Genomic DNA, 15,882 nt, shown 5'->3' on the forward strand with positions numbered 1-15,882 from the left:
ACCCGCGTCAGCCGCCTGGCGCGCGGGTCCCAAGCCGCTTTTGACGAACACGAACGACCGCCGGTCCGGCCTCAATCGCTCACCGTCAGCGAACGCGTTCGTCGCTCCCCGTCACGTGCAACCGGTACGAACCGCGCTCCGTCCCGTCGTCGTGGTAGACGACCGGTTCTTCGACGGCGGCGGTCACGCCGCTCTCGCGGCTGACGGCGGTGACCACCCCGTCCGTTTCGAATCTCGTCACGAGTCCGTCGTCGCGGTCGAACACGCTGAAGCCGTGGGAACTCGCGTCGCGTACTCGGAAATGCTGCGCACCGGGGACGACGACCGCGTCGCCGTCGGCGCCGAGTTCAGCGGCGAAACCGCCGGTCGGTGCGGACCACCGCCGCTCGCCGTCCGAACTGTACCCGAACACCGTGTGTTCGTTCGGGTGGAGCGATTCGCTCTCACGGCTCTCCTCGGCGTACGTGTTCCCGGTGACGAAGAGCGCCTCGCCGTCGGCGGCGTGAACGTGATTCGGATACGCGTACAGCGTCTCGTCGCCGACTTCCGTCGGCGTCGCCAACTCGACCGACCACCGCTCGGTCCCACCGTCTCGAAGGCGATACCCCCGATAGTCTCCGTGGCTGGCGACGAACGCCCCGTCGCTCGCGAGCGACACGTCGCCGACCCGTCGCTGCCCCTCGGAACCGGGGTCCCAGTCGTACCGAACGGTTCCGTCAGCGGTGTCGAGCACGACCAGCCCGTGCTGCTGTTCCCCCGGGCAGCGGTTGTACGCGACCGCGACCCGTTCGTCTCGCACGTCGAGGCTGATCGGGGACGCGTCCGTTCGATGCGTCCAGGCGAGGTCGCCGTCGTCCTCGAAGGCGTAGACGACGCTCTCGAACGACCGTGCCTCCCCGTCTCTCTCGTACCGACGTGCAGCGACGTAGAGGCGGTCCCGATGGCTCCGGATACCGACGACGTAGGGGAGGAAGAACCGCGACGGTTTCTGCGGCGCTCCCACGTCCGTCGCCGCGGCGTACCGCCAGCGGAGTCGACCGGTGCCGGCGTCGTAAACCCGAACGACTCCGTCGGGACTTCGCTCGCCGACGGCGACGCTCTCGCCGAACGGGGTCGCCGACACGACGGATGCAGTCTCGCGTTCCGTGCTGGCCCGCCAGCGTTCCTCGAGCGTCGTTCGGTCGTACGCGCGGATGTCTCCGGACGCCGTCCCGGCGACGACCACCTCGTCGGTGACGGCGACGGTCGAGCGCTGTCCCGCGTGCCGGGACCGGGCCGGCGTCGGGTCGCCGAGGTCGACTGTTCGACGTTCCAGCGCGTCACTCATCGACCGGGAAAGTTTCGTGGAGGGTGTCGTGCGCCTCCGCCAGTCCGCCGAGCACGCTCTCGCCCTGGTCGGTCAGTCGGTGAACCGCGCGCTCGGCGTCGCGGACTGCCACCAGCCGTCCGCGCATGTAGTCGTACTCCGGGTCGTCTTCGTCGGTTGCGGCGATTTCCTCTTCGAGGTCGACGAGTGCGGCGTCGAGGTGGCGTTCGACCGCCGAGAGCGTCTCCGCGTTCGCCAGGGCCTCGATGGGCCCGTCGAGGTGCCCGTCCAGTTCCTTTTCGGCGTGTTCGCGCGCGCTCCGGTCTTCGGTGCCAAGCACGTTCATCAGTCCGAGTCGTAGGGCTTCGATTTCGTAGCAGCTCATGGGTATGTGTACGGTTACAGCGTCTGATCGACGATGTTCGAGACGATTCGGTCCCTGTCGAGGTGGGACGAGACGATTCGTTCCGCGTCGGCCCGACCGACGCCACCGTACCAGACTCCGTCCGGGTAGACGGCGACCATCGGCCCGTCGCCACAGCGTCCGAGACACGACGAGCGCGTGATGCGGACGTCGCAGGCGTCGGAGTCGCGGGCCTCCTGTCGCAGTCGCTCGAGGACCGCGGGAGCGCCGTCGGCGGCGCAGGTCTGGTTCGTACAGACGGCGACGTGTTTCTCGGGGGCGTCGTGGGTGTGGGGGTCCTCGCCGACGTCGTCGCGGTCGGCGTGTGATTCCTGGTGCGTCAGCGCCCGGAGCATCGCCCGTGCGCCGCCGGCGTCCTCCTCGTAGCCGTCCAGTTCGACCTTGTACTTGCAGGTGTCGCAGGGCATGTCGACGCTCTCGGTGCGGGCTTCCTGCCAGCGGTCGCCGAGCACGTCCAAGAGCCGCGTATCGGTCCCGAGCGGGTCGCCGGCCGCCGCGTCGACGTACGGATACGCCTCGTCGAATTCGGCGGCGCCGTCGCGAATCCGGCCGGTGAGGACGCCGTCGCCGAGCATGTAGGGGAGGACGACGACCGCGTCCGGGCGGTGTTTTGCCACCGCGTGCAGCGTCTCTTCGAGTTTCGGTTCCGTGACGCCGATGAACGACGCTTCGACGCGGTCGAACGCCCGTCCCTCGTAGAGGAGTCGGGCGAGTTTGTGCGCGTCGCTGTTCGCGTCCGGGTCGCTGGAGCCGCGCGCACAGAGGACGACCGCGATATCCTCTGACGTCCGGTCGACCCCGAGTTCCGCTTCGACCGCCGCGGCACGTTCGTCGAGCAGGTCGACGATGGCGGGGTGGACGCCGAGGTGTGCGCCGTTGTGGACGGTGAGTTCGGCGTGTTCGCTTCGCGCCTGCTGGACGGCGAACGGGACGTCGTTTTTGACGTGACTCGCCGCGAAGAGCGAGAGTTGGACGACCGTCACGCGCGAAACCGTCGATGCGAGTCCCGCGATCGCGTCGGGTATCGACGGCTTCGCGAGTTCGAGGAACCCGGCGTCGACCGGGACGCCCAGCCGACCCTCTAACTCGGCGGCGAGGGTGCGGACCTGTTCGTTCGACTTCTCGCGGCGCGAGCCGTGTCCGACGAGGAGCACCGCCTCGTCGTCCAGTCCGGCCGGAGTCGCTTGCGCGTCGGAACTCATGACGAGAGGTCGCCCACCTCGCCTCCGGTCGCGCGTTCGACGCTCCGGCGAAGTTTCCGCCGTCGGTCGGCCGAATACAGTCCCGAGTCGTCACTGCCGGCGTACACCCAGTCGGCGAACGCGGTCGCATCCGCGTCCGAGGCGAGTCCGAACCAGTAGCCACCGGAGGACGTCTCGGAGAGGTCGTCGGTCGGAACCGACGGTTCGGCGTCGTCGAGGAGCGACCGAACCGTCCGGAGCAAGGCTTCGTCGTCGTGGACGAACGAGACGCCGACGGACTCCGACGACTCCCGGAAGCAGACGGTGCCGCAGGCTTCGAGCAGTCCCCGGACGAGTTGCGGACGGGACTCGGCGAACGTGTCGAACCGGTACCCGCCAGGCTGTCCGTCGACGGGGAGGCCGAGCGCGGCGCCCGCACGGGCGGCGGGCGTGCCGAACACCTGTAACTCGAACTCGTCCTCGAACCGGACGATGGAGGCGTCGTGCGCCGATTCGTGCGCGGCGACGCGGTGCTCGCTACCCGTCCGGTCGGTGCCGGCAATCGCCGCCAGCGCGTCGGCGGCCGTCTCGTCCGCCGTCCGAACCGTCACGCAGTCCCGCGTCAACTCCCCGTCGCCGGCCACGCGTCCCCAGAAGTACGCCGTGGCCGGTGTCGAGGTGAGCAGGTCCTCGACGGGTTCGGGCGGGGAGGGCCGCCGCCCCGCGTCATTCATCGTCCACCTCCGTCAGCACGTCGATCGCGCCGACCGGACAGGAACGAGCGGCCTGTCTCGCGTCCGCCAGTCGGTCGTCGTTGAAACTCACGAGTTGGCTTCCGTCGCCGTCCTGTTCCGCGCGGCCGCCCTCGACCGTCACCAAACCGTCCGACGCCTCGACGAATCGGTCGTCGCGGACGAGACAGGCGAAGATGCCGTCGCAGGCATCGCGGTCGAGCCGAATCTGATACTCAGTAGTCATATTTGGACTCGTACCCCCGCGGCGTCACCATCCGACCGTCCCAGACGTACGTCTCCTCGTTCCCGACGAGGATGGTCGTCGTCATGTCGACGAGGTCGGTCTCGCCGAGTTCCTCCAGTTCCCGGAGTTCGACGATGTCGACCTGTTCGTCGTCTCGGCCCGCGCCGTGGACGATACCCACCGGCGTGTCCGGAGCGCGGTGCTCCATGAGAACCTCACAGCACTTCCGGAAGTTCTCCCGACGCTTGCGACTCCACGGGTTGTAGATGGCGATGGTGAAGCCCTCCTTGGCCGCCGCGTGGAGTCGGGATTCGATGGTCGGCATCGGCGTCAGGTGGTCCGACAGGGAGATGCTCACGGTGTCGTTCACGAGCGGTGCCCCCAGTCGGGCCCCGCAGGACTGCGCCGCGGGAACGCCGGGAACGACCTCGAAGTCGACCATGCTCGCGGTCGCCTCTTTCGACTCGAGGATTTCCAGTGCTAATCCGGCCAGCGCGTATACGTTCGGGTCACCGCTCCCGATGATCGCGACGTCGTTTCCGGCGAGGGCGCGGTCGATGGCCTCCTCGGTGCGGGACACCTCACCGCACATCGGCGTGTCGTACAGTTCCTCCGCCGACTCCGTGACTTCCTCCGGAAGCAGGTCGACGTACGTCGTGTAGCCGACGATGTGCTCCGCCTCCAGCAGTGCGCCCCGGGCCCGCTGTGTCATCTCCTCGGGCCGTCCGGGACCCAGCCCCACAGCGACGAGCCGACCGGGTTCGGCGTCGAAGTCGTCGGCGCGCGCCTCGACCTTCTCGTCGGTCGCCGACTTCTTCGAGGCGCCGCATTTCGACCCCGACTCGGAGTTGGACTCGGCCCCGAACGACGAGTTCGACGCGCCGCACCTCGAACTCGATTCACCGTCCGTCCTCGTATCGCCCGTACTCGCGCCGCAGCTAGTTTCGGTGTCGGTACTACTCTCGGTGGTGTCGTCAGTGTTCATTATCAGAAATCGTCGACGTCACGCCCGCCGCGCGGGGTGACGAGGTGTTTGCCGTGGTCGTTCTCCCAGACCGTCGTCTCGTGGGTGCCGACGAGGAGGGAGGTGCCCATCCCGCCGACTTCGTCTTCGTGGTCGTTCGCCTCGCCGAGGGTGGTGATGGTGTGCGTCTCGTCCTCCAGATTTCGGCCCGCGTCGCCTCGGCCGGCGTCGTTGAAGATGCCGACGGGGACGTCGTCGGCTCGCTCTTCGCGAATCACGTCGACGGCCCGCTGGTAGTCCCGCCAGCAGTTGTAGAGGACGATGACGAAGCCGCTGATGGCCGCGGCGCGGAGCTTCTCCTCAATTTCGTCCCATCCGCGCCACTTGTCGGACAGCGAGACGGTACAGAAGTCGTTCGACAGGGGCGCGCCGAGGTTCGCCGCCCCGCCGAGCGCGGCCGTCACGCCGGGGACCACTTCGATGGGGACGTCGTACGCCTCGTCTTCCTCCGCCATCGTGAACAGGAGGTCGCTCTTCCCGTAGACGTTCGGGTCGCCGCCCGAGACGTGAGCGACGTCCTCGCCCGCTCTGACGCGCTGGAACGCCTCGCGCGCCAACTCTATCTGCTGGCCCATCGTCGAGCGAACGAGCGTCTGTCGGACTCCGCCGCGCCGTTCGAAGACCGTCCCGGGACCCGCTTCGGCCGTCGTTCCTCCGTCGGGTGCCGCCTCCACCTCCGCGTCCTCCGGCGGCAGCGTCCCGTCACGTCGGAGGAACTCCTGATAGAGGTTCGACGCGATGACGCAGTCGGCCGTCGCGACGACGTCCTTGGCTCGCTGCGTCATCGCGTGCGGCAGTCCGGGACCGATGCCGACGACGTAGAGAGTCCCCATCGCGCCGTCGGCGGCGGGGTCCGTTTCCGACATGTTATCGCCCCACCGCGACGGTCACGGCGTCGTCGAACCGTTCTTTCGTCCGGGCGAGTTCGTGGTCGCGACCGCCGGCGATGGCCGACGCTTCGGCGATGCCCGGCCAGCCGATGAGTTCTTTCGACCGCGAGGGAGAAGGTCCCTCGAACTCTTCGAGCGTCTCTTTCTCGAAGAGGACGACTCCGACTCCGATTCTCTCGGCGGCCTCGTAGAGGCCCGCTTCGCCCTCCTTACGGGTGCCGGTGGCGACGAAGTCGACGTCCGAGAACTCCAATCCCAGGTCGTCGAGGGCGTCTTCCCAGGCGTCGACCACTTGGCTCTCGTTCACCCCCGAGACGGTGCCGGTTCCGAGGACGACGCCGTCGTCGGCGTTGCGCTTGAGGACGGTCACGTCGTCGCCGACGAGGACCGCGCGGGGGCCGTCGAGACGGGCCACGGCTCCGAGTTCGTCGTTCAGAACCGCCAGGTTCGTCGCGACGGTCGAATCGCCGTTGACGACGTGCGCGTCCAGCGCCTTCGCCTTGCTCTCGACGCCCTGTTTTCCCGCCGCTTCGCTCGCGGTCGTCATCGCCGGGACCGCGCCCAGTCGCGAGAGGTCGTGGGCGACCTGGTTCGCGCCGTGGTGGCCGCCCGTAATCGGAATCGCCCACGTGAGTTCCTCGTCGACGACGACGATGGCCGGGTCGTCCCACTTGTCGTCGAGCAACGGCGCGGTCTTGCGCATCGCGATGCCGGAGGCCATCAACCCGACGAAGCAGTCGTACTCGCCCCAGTGCTCCGCGAAGACGTCACCGTGGTACTCGACGATGTCCACTCGCTCGTAGCCGTCGCCGAGGCCGTCCTTGATGTCGCGTGCGGTGTCGAGCTTTCGCTCGAAGCTGATGATCGCGATTTCTTCGGCCACCTCGCCGTTGCGAGACGACGGCTCGCAGCTCGCCGCGCTTCGCCCGGCGGCGTCCGAGTCCGGCGTGGAACAGTCTCCGCCCGATTCGCCCGCGTCCGCGTCCGTGTCCGTATCGTTCGTTTCGGTACTCATGATTAGTCGTCCGCCTCGCTCTCTGTCGAGCCGCGATTCGCCCAGCCGTCGTACAGATAGGACCGCTCGTATCCCGCCTTCCGCGCGGCGTCGCCGATGACGACCATCGCGGACGCACGGTACCCCGCCGCCTCGAGGCGGTCGCCGATGGTTTCGATGGTCCCCTCGATGACCTCCTCGTCCGGCCACGACGCGTGATAGACCACCGCGACCGGCGTCTGCGGGTCGTGGCCCTCCTCCAGGAGGCGGTCCATCGTCTCCCCGACCGCGTGGGTTCCGAGGTAGATACAGGTCGTCACGTCGCCCATCTCGACGAACTCGCCGATGTGGTCGTCCTCGGGGTCGAGCGTCTTCCCCCGGGGGCGGGTGAACGCGACGTGGTTGGCCACGCCGTTCAGCGTGAGTTGGGTTCGGAGCGTCGCGCTGGCCGCGAAGGCCGAGGTCACGCCCGGGACGAGGTAGGTCGGCACGCCCTCGTGTTCCAGCGCGTCCATCTGCTCCAGGGCGGCCCCGTAAATCGCCGGGTCGCCGCTGTGGAGTCGGACGGCGTCCCGTCCGGCCTCGTACGCGTCCCGCATCAACGGCACCAGTTCCTCGAGGTCCTTCCCGATGCTCGACACCCGTTCGGCGTCGGCGCAGTACTCCTCGAGGAGTTCGCTGTTGACGAGCGACCCGGCGTGAACGACGAGGTCCGCGGCCTCGACCAGTTCCTTTCCGGTGACCGTGAGTAGCCCCGGGTCGCCGGGCCCGGCACCGATGAACGGGATTCCGTCTTGAACCTCACCGGCGGTTCGGTCGCCGACTCTGGCGTCCCGCTCTTTCGCACGGATGGCCGCCTCCGCGTCGATGGCCTCCTGCGGGTCAGTCATCACCGTCCACCCCCGGTAGCTCGTCGCCGCAGGCTTCGCCGACGGCCCGTTCGGTGCGTCCGATTTCGGAGCCGCCGTCGGTGCTCACCTTCCCATTCGACTCGTCTCCGTTCGTCGCCTCGACGTCGCCGAACGTCGCCGTCGCGGGCTCCGCGTCGAGGCCGCGCTTCTCCGCGTAGGCCAGCGTGTAGTAGTCGCGGTCGGTCAACTCCTGCGGGTCGTCCGTGACGACCGTCTCGCCCTGCTCCATGTACAGACGGCGACCGTACACCACGTCGTAGCCGGCGTCGACGAGTCCCTCGTGAGTTGCCGGAACGTCGGTGACTTTGAACAGCACCATGCGGTCCGGACCGGTCGGCGCCGTTCCGCGAGCGGCCTCGTGGAGCGTCAGATTCGCCCCCGCCGCGACTTCGACGCCGAGTGCGGTCGTGAAGGCGGTGACCGCGCTCACGCCCGGAACGACCTCGACGTCCACGTCCGGGTGGAACGCGGTGAGCGTCCGCCGGAGGTGACCGAACGTGGAGTAGACGTTCGGATCGCCGAGGGTGACGAAGGCAACGGCGCCGTCGCGTGCGCGCGGCGCAATCTCCGCGGCCGCCTCCCTCCACGCGCGTCGGAGTTCGTCCTCGTCGCGCGTCATCGGGAACTCGAGGTCGCCGATGCGGTCGTCCGGGACGTGTTCCGTCGCGACGGACCGGGAGAGTCGGCCGGGCGAGTACACCACGTCCGCCTCCTCGAGCACCCGGCGTCCTCTGACGGTCACGAGGTCGGCGTCACCGGGACCGAGTCCGACGCCGTGGAGAGTCATCGCTCCCTCCCGCCGTCGGCGGCAGCGGGGTTCGTTCCGCCGACGAGCATGTACACCGGGTTGTCCGAATCGAAACTCGTCGCCCCGGCGAGTTCGTAGCCGTGGCTCACCTGGAACTGTACGACTTCTTCGAGGAGGCCCCGTTCGCGGAACGCCTCGGTGGCCGCGCCCGCGACTTCGAGTCGGGAGACGTTCATGACGACGCGGTCGATGTCGGTCTCGACCGCGTGATCTAACACCGCGTGGTAGTTGCGGCTCCCCCCGAGAAACAGAGCGTCGACGTCGTCCGGGAGTCCCTCCGGCGCCTCCGCCTCGCGGAGTTCCACCTCCGCGGTCGTATCGTTCGCGGCGAGGTTCTTTTCGGTGACTTCCAGTCGGTTCGGTTTCCGTTCGAGTGCCGTCACCCGACCCGCGGCCCGCGCCGCTTCGATGGTGACGGCGCCGGTACACGAACCGACCTCCGCGAAGTGGTCGGTCGGCCCGAGGTCGAGTTTGTTCGAGAGGACGGCTCTGACCTCCGACTTCGTCGGACCGGCCTTTGCGTCGTGCGGGAGCGAGACGTGCGCCATCAGCGTGTACAACTCTACTGACACACAAAACAATTTTGGTTGTATTACACCAAATAGAATTGTAAAAAGGGCCGATGACGGGGCAAATACGCCAAGTTGGCATGAACTAAGGCAAAATTACTTTACTCCGGACCCTCGACACCGAATAATGGCAAAGGATGCGGACGAGGCCGACGAGTTCGGCGTTCTTCGAAGCAAACGCAACGCGACCCGGTATCAGATCCTGGTCCAGATCGCCGAGCGACAACCCGCGGTCAACCAACAGGAAATCGCCGACGCCATCGGCGTCACCTCGCAGGCGGTGAGCGATTACCTTCGAGATCTGTCCGAAGAGGGGTACGTCAACAAGCACGGTCGCGGCCGCTACGAGGTCACGAAGGAAGGCGTCGACTGGCTGATCTCCCAGACCGACGAACTTCGCACGTTCGTCCGACACGTCTCCGAGGACGTCATCGGACAAGTAGAGATCGAGACGGCCATCGCGACGACGGACATCGCCGAAGGCGAGACGGTTTCGCTGTCGATGCAGAACGGCGTCCTCCGGGCGGTGTCCGGCGGGACCGGAAGCGCAACCGCAGTTGCAGTCACGGGCGCGTCGGCCGGGGCGGACGTCGGTATCACGAACTTCGACGGGGTCGTCGACTACGAGTTGGGGACGGTGACGATTCTCTCCGTTCCACAGGTCCAGAAGGGCGGGAGTTCTGTGGTGGTCCGCGAGCAGTTGGCCGACATGGCGACGTCGCATGATCTGGTTGCCGTCGCCGGAGCAGAGGGCCTGGCCGCCGTGAACGCGGCGAACCTCGACCCGGATATCCGATTCGGGAGCGCCTCGGCCGTCCACGAGGCGGCCACCAAAGGGCTCGACGTATTGTTGGTCGCCGCGACGGACGTGCTCTCGCCACACACGGACAAACTCCGCGAGGGGAACATCAGCTACGAGGTCGTCGACACCGCCGAAGAGTGAGTTCGCTGTACCCCTCGGCGGCTATCACAGTGCGTCCGTTCCTACTTTCCTCGCGTCTGATTCGATAAAATCGCGTGAAGGCGTTGACTCGCGATACGAGACGTACCGAAACTCCCCGACGCGCCGGCGACTAATCTACGAGGAAGCCAACGCCGCCTGCCGGATTCGGAACGGTACGAAGCGGGACGGACCCGAAGTGATTCGATCAGGAATTTGGGTCCCCATTCGAGGGTCGCCGTCCTCCCTACTGCATCGCGGATTTCGGATAGCTTTCCGCCGTCCGTGCAGTTTTCCACCCGTTCTTTGTCGCTCACATCTCGACGAGTCTTATCTTCGATGTGTTCCGTAACTCCGGCTGTTGCGAGCTTCTACTTCGCCGTTAATGGGCTACCCGAGGAACGCGTTGAAGCTCAGTCCGACGACGACACCGGTCGCGACAACCGTTCCCGCGTAGATGAGTAGCAGGCGGCGTTTGAACAGTTTGTTCAGGAGGATCAGGTTCGGAATGCTAACACCCGCGCCGCCGACGATAAACGCTAACACGGTGCCGATGGCGATTCCCTGCTCGTGAAGCGCTCCAGCGATGGGGAGCATCGCGCTCATGCTAACGTAGATTGGTGCCCCAAAGAGGGCAGCGAGCGGCACCGCGAGGGGATTCTGTGGCCCAAGGACGGCTTGTAGAATCCCGACGGGGACAACACTGTGCACGAGGGCCCCGATGGTCATACCGAGGATGAGGTACGGGAGCGTGTCGATGAAGAAGGTCCGCGCCTCACGTGCGGCCGTCTCGAAGTGCTCGCGGTGCGTTGTCTGGGTTTCTGGCGAAGGCGCACAGCACTCGACCGTCCCGCCGTCTGTGGCCACTGGTTGACTCGTTTCGTCGTTCAACTGGATGTCTTTGACGTCGTCAGCGAGTCCAAGCCGGCCGATGACGATGCCGCCGACGATGGCAGCAACGACCGTCGTGACGACGTACCAGAGCGCCACCTCGAAACCGAACGTTCCGAGAAGCAGGACCACCGCGATCTCGTTGACCATCGGCGAAGCAAGGAGAAAGGAGAATGACAGACCCAGCGGTGCACCCGCTTGGAGGAGGCCACCTAATACTGGGACCGTCGAGCAGGAACAAAACGGTGTGACGGCTCCGAACCCCGCGGCCATCACATTACCCGCACCTTCGTCGTAGCCTTGGAGTTCTCGCTCGACTTTTTCGGGAGGAACGTATTCCTGAGCCAACCCCACTACGAACGACGCGCCGATGAATAGGGGGATGAGCGTGATTGCGAGGTGTACGAAGAAGGCCCACGATTCGGCCACTGCGGGTGGAATCTCTGGAATCATCGAGTGCTCTTAGCTGCCGCAATCGGGTTCGCTCGATTCGGAATTGGATTGGCCTTTCCCGATTTCGGGGGCGCATTCACAGCCGTCGTTGGTCCGGTAACGATCGGCGAGCCGGTTCCAGACACGGTCGATCACGCTCTCGGGCATCACATCGTATTGTACTACCCCGATTCAAATAAGGTTATTGAAATTGGGATAATACAATATGTTTCGTCCGGTGTCCTCAGTAGACGACAGAATTCGGCGTCGAACGGGCCGGGGAGGCGGGGGAGAACTTATTCCTGATCGATCGACGCCGCTAAATCAAGAATATCCATAACTGCCGTATCCGCGATTCGATAATAGTTCCACTTCCCGCTTTTTCGGCTCTTCACGAGGCCGGCCTTTCTGAGTTTACGCAGATGCGTCGCAACGGTGGACTGCGGAGCGTCCAGAATCGCTATCAACTCACAGCCGCATCGTTCGGCCTGTCGAAGCGCCTCCAGCAATCGGAGACGATCCTCGTTAGCCAACGCCCGAAATACGGTATGTTCGTTCTCAACGGTGCCCTCCTCCGGACGATCCTCTAACAGCTTAGAAATCTGCTCGTCCGGGTTGTCGTACAATCGCTCGAGCGTTTCCCACTTCACGTTTTCCGAGATTTGCGCATCCGCGTCTACCATATCGCATAGACACAATTCAACGATATAAAACTCACTGTGGCCCGTTAGTCACGGTCAGAGAACGCGTCGGTAGGGGAACGACCGACCGTCGGTAAACGCGGTACCAACTACTCGCAGATAGCCTACCGCAGGATACGCACGCTAACCGCCCAGGGATACAGGGGGGCGAGCCCGGCAGATTCGACCCGATAGAAGCCACATCCAAACTCCCTGGAACACCCCCCGTTCCACCCGGTTTGGATACGTCGAAATCGCCGGACGGACCCGACGGGCGGTCGGTCAACGGGTGAACGAGATCGACATTTCGGAGGCCTCAAACGCTCTGAACCCCGAATATGGCACTATTATCATTCGTCACGGAATCGAACACTTCGACCACTCGCTGAACGGTGCTCATCCGCCGATGCATTCGTGCTTCTTCGCAGGTTGGTTCACGACGTACTCGTGTGTCTCCGACGCGAGTTCGTACGTCCTCTCCGCACGCTCTCTGGTAGCGAGGCCGTCCTGATAGTACGTCCTGGCTCGGTGGTTTCGCCAGAGGTCCTGTAGATTCTCGACAACGTGTTCCGAGAGGATACCACGTCTCGTCGCTTCGGTGTACACGCTCGGGTGCGTTCCGGGCAGGTTTCGTGGTTCGACGCCACCTTCGAGCAGTTTGAATTCGACGGCGCGTTCGACGGGCACGAACGACGCTTCGATAATCAAGGTGTCCCTGTTCCAGTAGCGTCTCCGCACCAGCGAGCAGTCGACGCGACTTACGGAGTTGAAGCACATCCGCTTCGTTCGTCTCCAAGCCATCCTCTATCTCGTCGGGTCGTCGGTCGAAGGCGGCCTGCACTTCGTCTACAAGCGTCTCGATTCGGTTGCTACTCACTACTCACCACCTCGGTTCGGATCTGTTGGAACTTGTCGCCGCCGTAGACGGTGATTCCTTCACGGAATATCTCGCGTAGTTTTCCCCCTGTACGGCGAGCGCTCTCGCCGGACTCGACGAACGGCTCGAACGTGTATCGGTCGGCTTCGGGGTTGCCGCGGGGAGTGCCAGCGGCGAACGGTCTCCCGGCCGTCACGAGGACGACCCGGAAGGAAACCTCTCCAGACCCATTCCGGGCGCGGAAAACTGCGAGGGCGGTTCGCCGACGGAAACGCCGGGCTCCATCGACGTCCGGGGGGCGATGTACATCCCAGCGCGCGCGTTCACTGCCTACCAGATGTGGGCGGACTACGACGATGGAGTGACCGAACGCGACCCCAACTACGCGCGTCAGGTGGACTCAACGCCGTTCGGGCGTGGGCGAGCTACGAGTTCTGGGAACGGGACCCGGTGGCGCACGAACGCCACGTCGGTCACCTATAAAACAGAAACAGTATATAAAATAATGATACAAGTACATTGTACATGATTTATACACAAAATTATATTGCACTATGGTGTCAATTCGTTCACAACGCTTTGTGGGCACTCACACGAGCGGTCCACTGGTGTTGAGACTCATGCCAACAAACAATCACCCAGACAGCGACGAACGACCGACCGATTCTCGAACGCTGACCGGCGTCTCCCGCCGAACCGTGCTTGCACTGCTCGGCGCCAGCGGCCTAAGCTCGGTGTCACGTCCGGTCAGTGCGCACCACGATCAGGGAACGACCGACACCTTGGGTGAGGACGAACTTCACTCGGCACCGGACCCCAGCCAGCCACTCATCGAACACGACGCCGCGACCAGCGACGTCGTCAGCAGCGGACCATCGGCCAAGGTCACGAAGAACCTCGCCGTCGCGGGTCGCGGCGAACGTCTGCTCCCGGAGGGGACCACGGACGTGTGGGCCCACGACGGCTACGCGTACATGGGTACGTTCAACGAGCCCTGTGGCACCGGCACCGGCTACATCCCGGGCGTCGGCGAGGTCAGCCTCGTCGACGACGTCGAAGCGCCCGGCATCGTCGTCTTCGACGTTCACAACAACAACAGGCCGGAGTACGTCGGAAACATCCCGTCCGTTGCGAACAGTCGGACGAACGACGTCAAGGTCGCAGACATGAACTCGGGGGCGGTTCTGGCCCATTCGAACGAGCCCTGTAATGGCGGGCCCGGCGGGTTCGAACTCTACAACGTCGACGACCCGACCGCCCCGGTACACCTGGCTTCGGTCCAGACCGACGACCCCAACGAGTTCCTGCGTGACAACTTCGGTTTCGCCGACTTCGGCGTCCACAACGTGTGGCTGTTCACCCAGGGCGAGAAAGACTACGTCGCCGCGGTCGTCGAGAGCGAGTTCGGGAACTTCCAGATATTCGACATCACCGACCCCACGAGTCCGGAGTTCGTGAGTGCCTGGGGGGCCGAAAGCCTGTTCGACCCCACCGTGGACTGGTTCGCCACCTCCGACTTCGGTCAGATACTCGAGGCGGACGCCTACCTGCTCGACGGGTTCGGGACCTCTCGGAACCGCTTCCTGCACGACGTCACCATCAACGAGGAGGGTACCCGCGCCTACCTCGCAAACTGGGACGCCGGACTGGTCCTGTTAGATATCAGTGACCCGACGACTCCGACGCTCGTCTCCCAGGCGATCGACCCGAACGCGGGCGACGGCGAAGTCAACAGTCACCAGGCGTGGCCGACCTCGGACGGGAGCGTCGTCGTCGAAACTGAGGAGGATTTCGACGCCTTCGAGACCGAGTTCGAGATTACCAGTGGCCCCCACGCGGGAGAATACGACGCCGTAGAGGGGTCGTTCACGACACCCATCTTCACCCTTCCCGGACGAACGATGAGTGGTCCGACCGTGTACGCGGGACTGGCATGTGACGGCACCACCGTCCCGTCCGCCCCCTCCTCTGACCACATCGCGGTCATCCAGCGCGGAGACTGCCGGTTCGACGAGAAAGCCCAGAACGCCATCGACGCCGGGTACGCCGGTATCGTGGTGTTCAACAGCGCGGCTGAGGGTGACGAAGTGATGATAATGGGTGGCGAGTCGCGCGACATTCCAGGTGTGTTCGTCGGCCGCTCCACGGGACTGGCGATTATGGGCGCCGCCAGTGCTGATGACCTCGCGGTCGACGACACCGGTGCATCCATCGAAGTCGAGGCCACCCCCGGCCGCTGGGGGAACGTCCGAATCTGGGACTACGCCGACGAGGAGAATCCGGTGCTCGCCAGCCAGTTCGACACCGTCTGCAGCGCCAACCCCACCGACGAGAGCTGTGACCCACGTGGCACTTACTCGGTGCACAACGTCGTGGTCGACGGGGACGAGGTGTACATCTCCTGGTACTCCGACGGCGTGCTCGTCGTCGACATCAGCGACCCGTACAACCCCGTCGAGGTCGCCCGATACAACGAAACCGGGACGAAGTTCGAGGAACGGAACGGCGGTATTCAGGACGTCTGGGGCGTCTATAAGGACCCCATGGAGCCCTGGATTTACGCCTCCGACCGCAACGGTGGACTGTACGTCCTCAAAGAACTCGGGTCCGGGTCCGAAAACCGCCAGGAGTAGGTTCACCTCCCGATCGCGTGGACGGCCCACGCGACTGGAACACCGGACACTGCATGGTCGACGGTCGTACCCCGAGACTCGGGTCAATCGTCACCCGTCACTGCTCGCACGTGTCGACGACCGGTCTGTCGCGTGTCGAAATCCCTCGCCGACAAACCCGCCGAAAGCGGCACGAGGTCGCTGTGCGGTCAATGCGCGACGAGAAGCGGGAGTACGGACCCGACGGGAGTCACGCGAGCGTCAGCGAGTGTGACTACGTCGGGGGAGCGAAGCGAACGGACCCGACGGGATTTGAACCCCGGTCGCTCACTCCGTTCGCTCCCCGGTTCAAATCTCGCGGCTGT

The 15,882-nt window shown here is 65.1% G+C and carries 16 protein-coding genes and 1 pseudogene; 2 read left to right on the forward strand and 15 right to left on the reverse strand.

From position 1 onward, the window contains the following. Positions 1-85: 85 nt before the first annotated feature. Genes C474_RS03065 through cbiT form a run of 11 tightly spaced genes read right to left on the reverse strand, consistent with a single transcriptional unit; the run spans position 86 to position 9,064 of the window. Positions 86-1,327: an outer membrane protein assembly factor BamB family protein gene (locus C474_RS03065; RefSeq protein ID WP_008383850.1), complete on the reverse strand. Its 1,242-nt coding sequence runs from the start codon at positions 1,325-1,327 to the stop codon at positions 86-88. After that, positions 1,320-1,691 carry a DUF3209 family protein gene (locus C474_RS03070; protein WP_008383852.1) on the reverse strand — a complete coding sequence of 124 codons (372 nt, stop codon included), beginning with the start codon at positions 1,689-1,691 and terminating at the stop codon, positions 1,320-1,322. Before C474_RS03070 ends, C474_RS03065 begins: the two co-directional genes overlap by 8 nt. A gap of 14 nt (positions 1,692-1,705) precedes the next feature. Next, positions 1,706-2,932, reverse strand: coding sequence for a CbiX/SirB N-terminal domain-containing protein (locus C474_RS03075; RefSeq protein WP_008383854.1), 1,227 nt, complete (start codon positions 2,930-2,932; stop codon positions 1,706-1,708). After that, complete coding sequence (locus C474_RS03080) at positions 2,929-3,645, reverse strand: hypothetical protein (protein ID WP_008383862.1); 717 nt, start codon at positions 3,643-3,645, stop codon at positions 2,929-2,931. Before C474_RS03080 ends, C474_RS03075 begins: the two co-directional genes overlap by 4 nt. Further along, the gene (locus C474_RS03085) at positions 3,638-3,889 is read right to left on the reverse strand and encodes a ferredoxin (RefSeq protein WP_008383863.1); all 252 of its coding nucleotides are present in this window, start codon (positions 3,887-3,889) and stop codon (positions 3,638-3,640) included. Before C474_RS03085 ends, C474_RS03080 begins: the two co-directional genes overlap by 8 nt. Beyond that, on the reverse strand, positions 3,879-4,874 hold the full coding sequence (gene cobJ, locus C474_RS03090) for a precorrin-3B C(17)-methyltransferase (protein ID WP_008383865.1): 996 nt from the start codon (positions 4,872-4,874) through the stop codon (positions 3,879-3,881). Before cobJ ends, C474_RS03085 begins: the two co-directional genes overlap by 11 nt. A gap of 2 nt (positions 4,875-4,876) precedes the next feature. After that, entirely contained in the window at positions 4,877-5,779 is a 903-nt protein-coding gene (locus tag C474_RS03095; RefSeq protein WP_008383867.1) for a precorrin-3B C(17)-methyltransferase, read from the reverse strand. Between the two features lies 1 nt (position 5,780). Then, on the reverse strand, positions 5,781-6,818 hold the full coding sequence (gene cbiG, locus C474_RS03100; RefSeq protein ID WP_008383869.1) for a cobalt-precorrin 5A hydrolase: 1,038 nt from the start codon (positions 6,816-6,818) through the stop codon (positions 5,781-5,783). 2 nt (positions 6,819-6,820) lie between these two features. Then, the gene (locus C474_RS03105; protein ID WP_008383871.1) at positions 6,821-7,687 is read right to left on the reverse strand and encodes a cobalt-precorrin-4/precorrin-4 C(11)-methyltransferase; all 867 of its coding nucleotides are present in this window, start codon (positions 7,685-7,687) and stop codon (positions 6,821-6,823) included. Further along, positions 7,680-8,495 (reverse strand): cobalt-factor II C(20)-methyltransferase, encoded by an 816-nt coding sequence (locus tag C474_RS03110; RefSeq protein WP_008383872.1) that lies wholly within the window; start codon positions 8,493-8,495, stop codon positions 7,680-7,682. Before C474_RS03110 ends, C474_RS03105 begins: the two co-directional genes overlap by 8 nt. Continuing rightward, positions 8,492-9,064 carry a precorrin-6Y C5,15-methyltransferase (decarboxylating) subunit CbiT gene (gene cbiT, locus C474_RS03115; protein WP_008383873.1) on the reverse strand — a complete coding sequence of 191 codons (573 nt, stop codon included), beginning with the start codon at positions 9,062-9,064 and terminating at the stop codon, positions 8,492-8,494. Before cbiT ends, C474_RS03110 begins: the two co-directional genes overlap by 4 nt. A 148-nt stretch (positions 9,065-9,212) precedes the next feature. Between cbiT and C474_RS03120 the strand changes: the two genes are divergently transcribed. Continuing rightward, a complete protein-coding gene (locus C474_RS03120; RefSeq protein WP_008383874.1) occupies positions 9,213-10,028 on the forward strand; it encodes a DUF7839 domain-containing protein in 816 nt (271 codons plus the stop codon). Between the two features lie 387 nt (positions 10,029-10,415). Here C474_RS03120 and C474_RS03125 read toward each other — a convergent pair whose 3' ends face one another. The 4 genes and pseudogenes from C474_RS03125 to C474_RS03140 all read right to left on the reverse strand — a co-directional run bounded on the left by C474_RS03125 (position 10,416) and on the right by C474_RS03140 (position 13,101). Next, a complete protein-coding gene (locus C474_RS03125; RefSeq protein WP_049916673.1) occupies positions 10,416-11,369 on the reverse strand; it encodes a permease in 954 nt (317 codons plus the stop codon). 275 nt (positions 11,370-11,644) lie between these two features. After that, on the reverse strand, positions 11,645-12,031 hold the full coding sequence (locus C474_RS03130) for an ArsR/SmtB family transcription factor (protein WP_008383877.1): 387 nt from the start codon (positions 12,029-12,031) through the stop codon (positions 11,645-11,647). Positions 12,032-12,424: 393 nt separating this feature from the next. Beyond that, positions 12,425-12,905 (reverse strand): annotated as a pseudogene (locus tag C474_RS03135) (hypothetical protein). After that, on the reverse strand, positions 12,898-13,101 hold the full coding sequence (locus C474_RS03140; RefSeq protein WP_008383882.1) for a hypothetical protein: 204 nt from the start codon (positions 13,099-13,101) through the stop codon (positions 12,898-12,900). The pseudogene C474_RS03135 and the gene C474_RS03140 overlap by 8 nt, the downstream one beginning before the upstream one ends. 424 nt (positions 13,102-13,525) lie before the next feature. Between C474_RS03140 and C474_RS03145 the strand changes: the two genes are divergently transcribed. Then, entirely contained in the window at positions 13,526-15,538 is a 2,013-nt protein-coding gene (locus tag C474_RS03145; RefSeq protein WP_160166816.1) for a PA domain-containing protein, read from the forward strand. The last annotated feature ends 344 nt before the right edge of the window (positions 15,539-15,882 follow it).

The sequence above is a fragment of the Halogeometricum pallidum JCM 14848 genome (assembly GCF_000337095.1).
Lineage (GTDB): Archaea > Halobacteriota > Halobacteria > Halobacteriales > Haloferacaceae > Halogeometricum > Halogeometricum pallidum.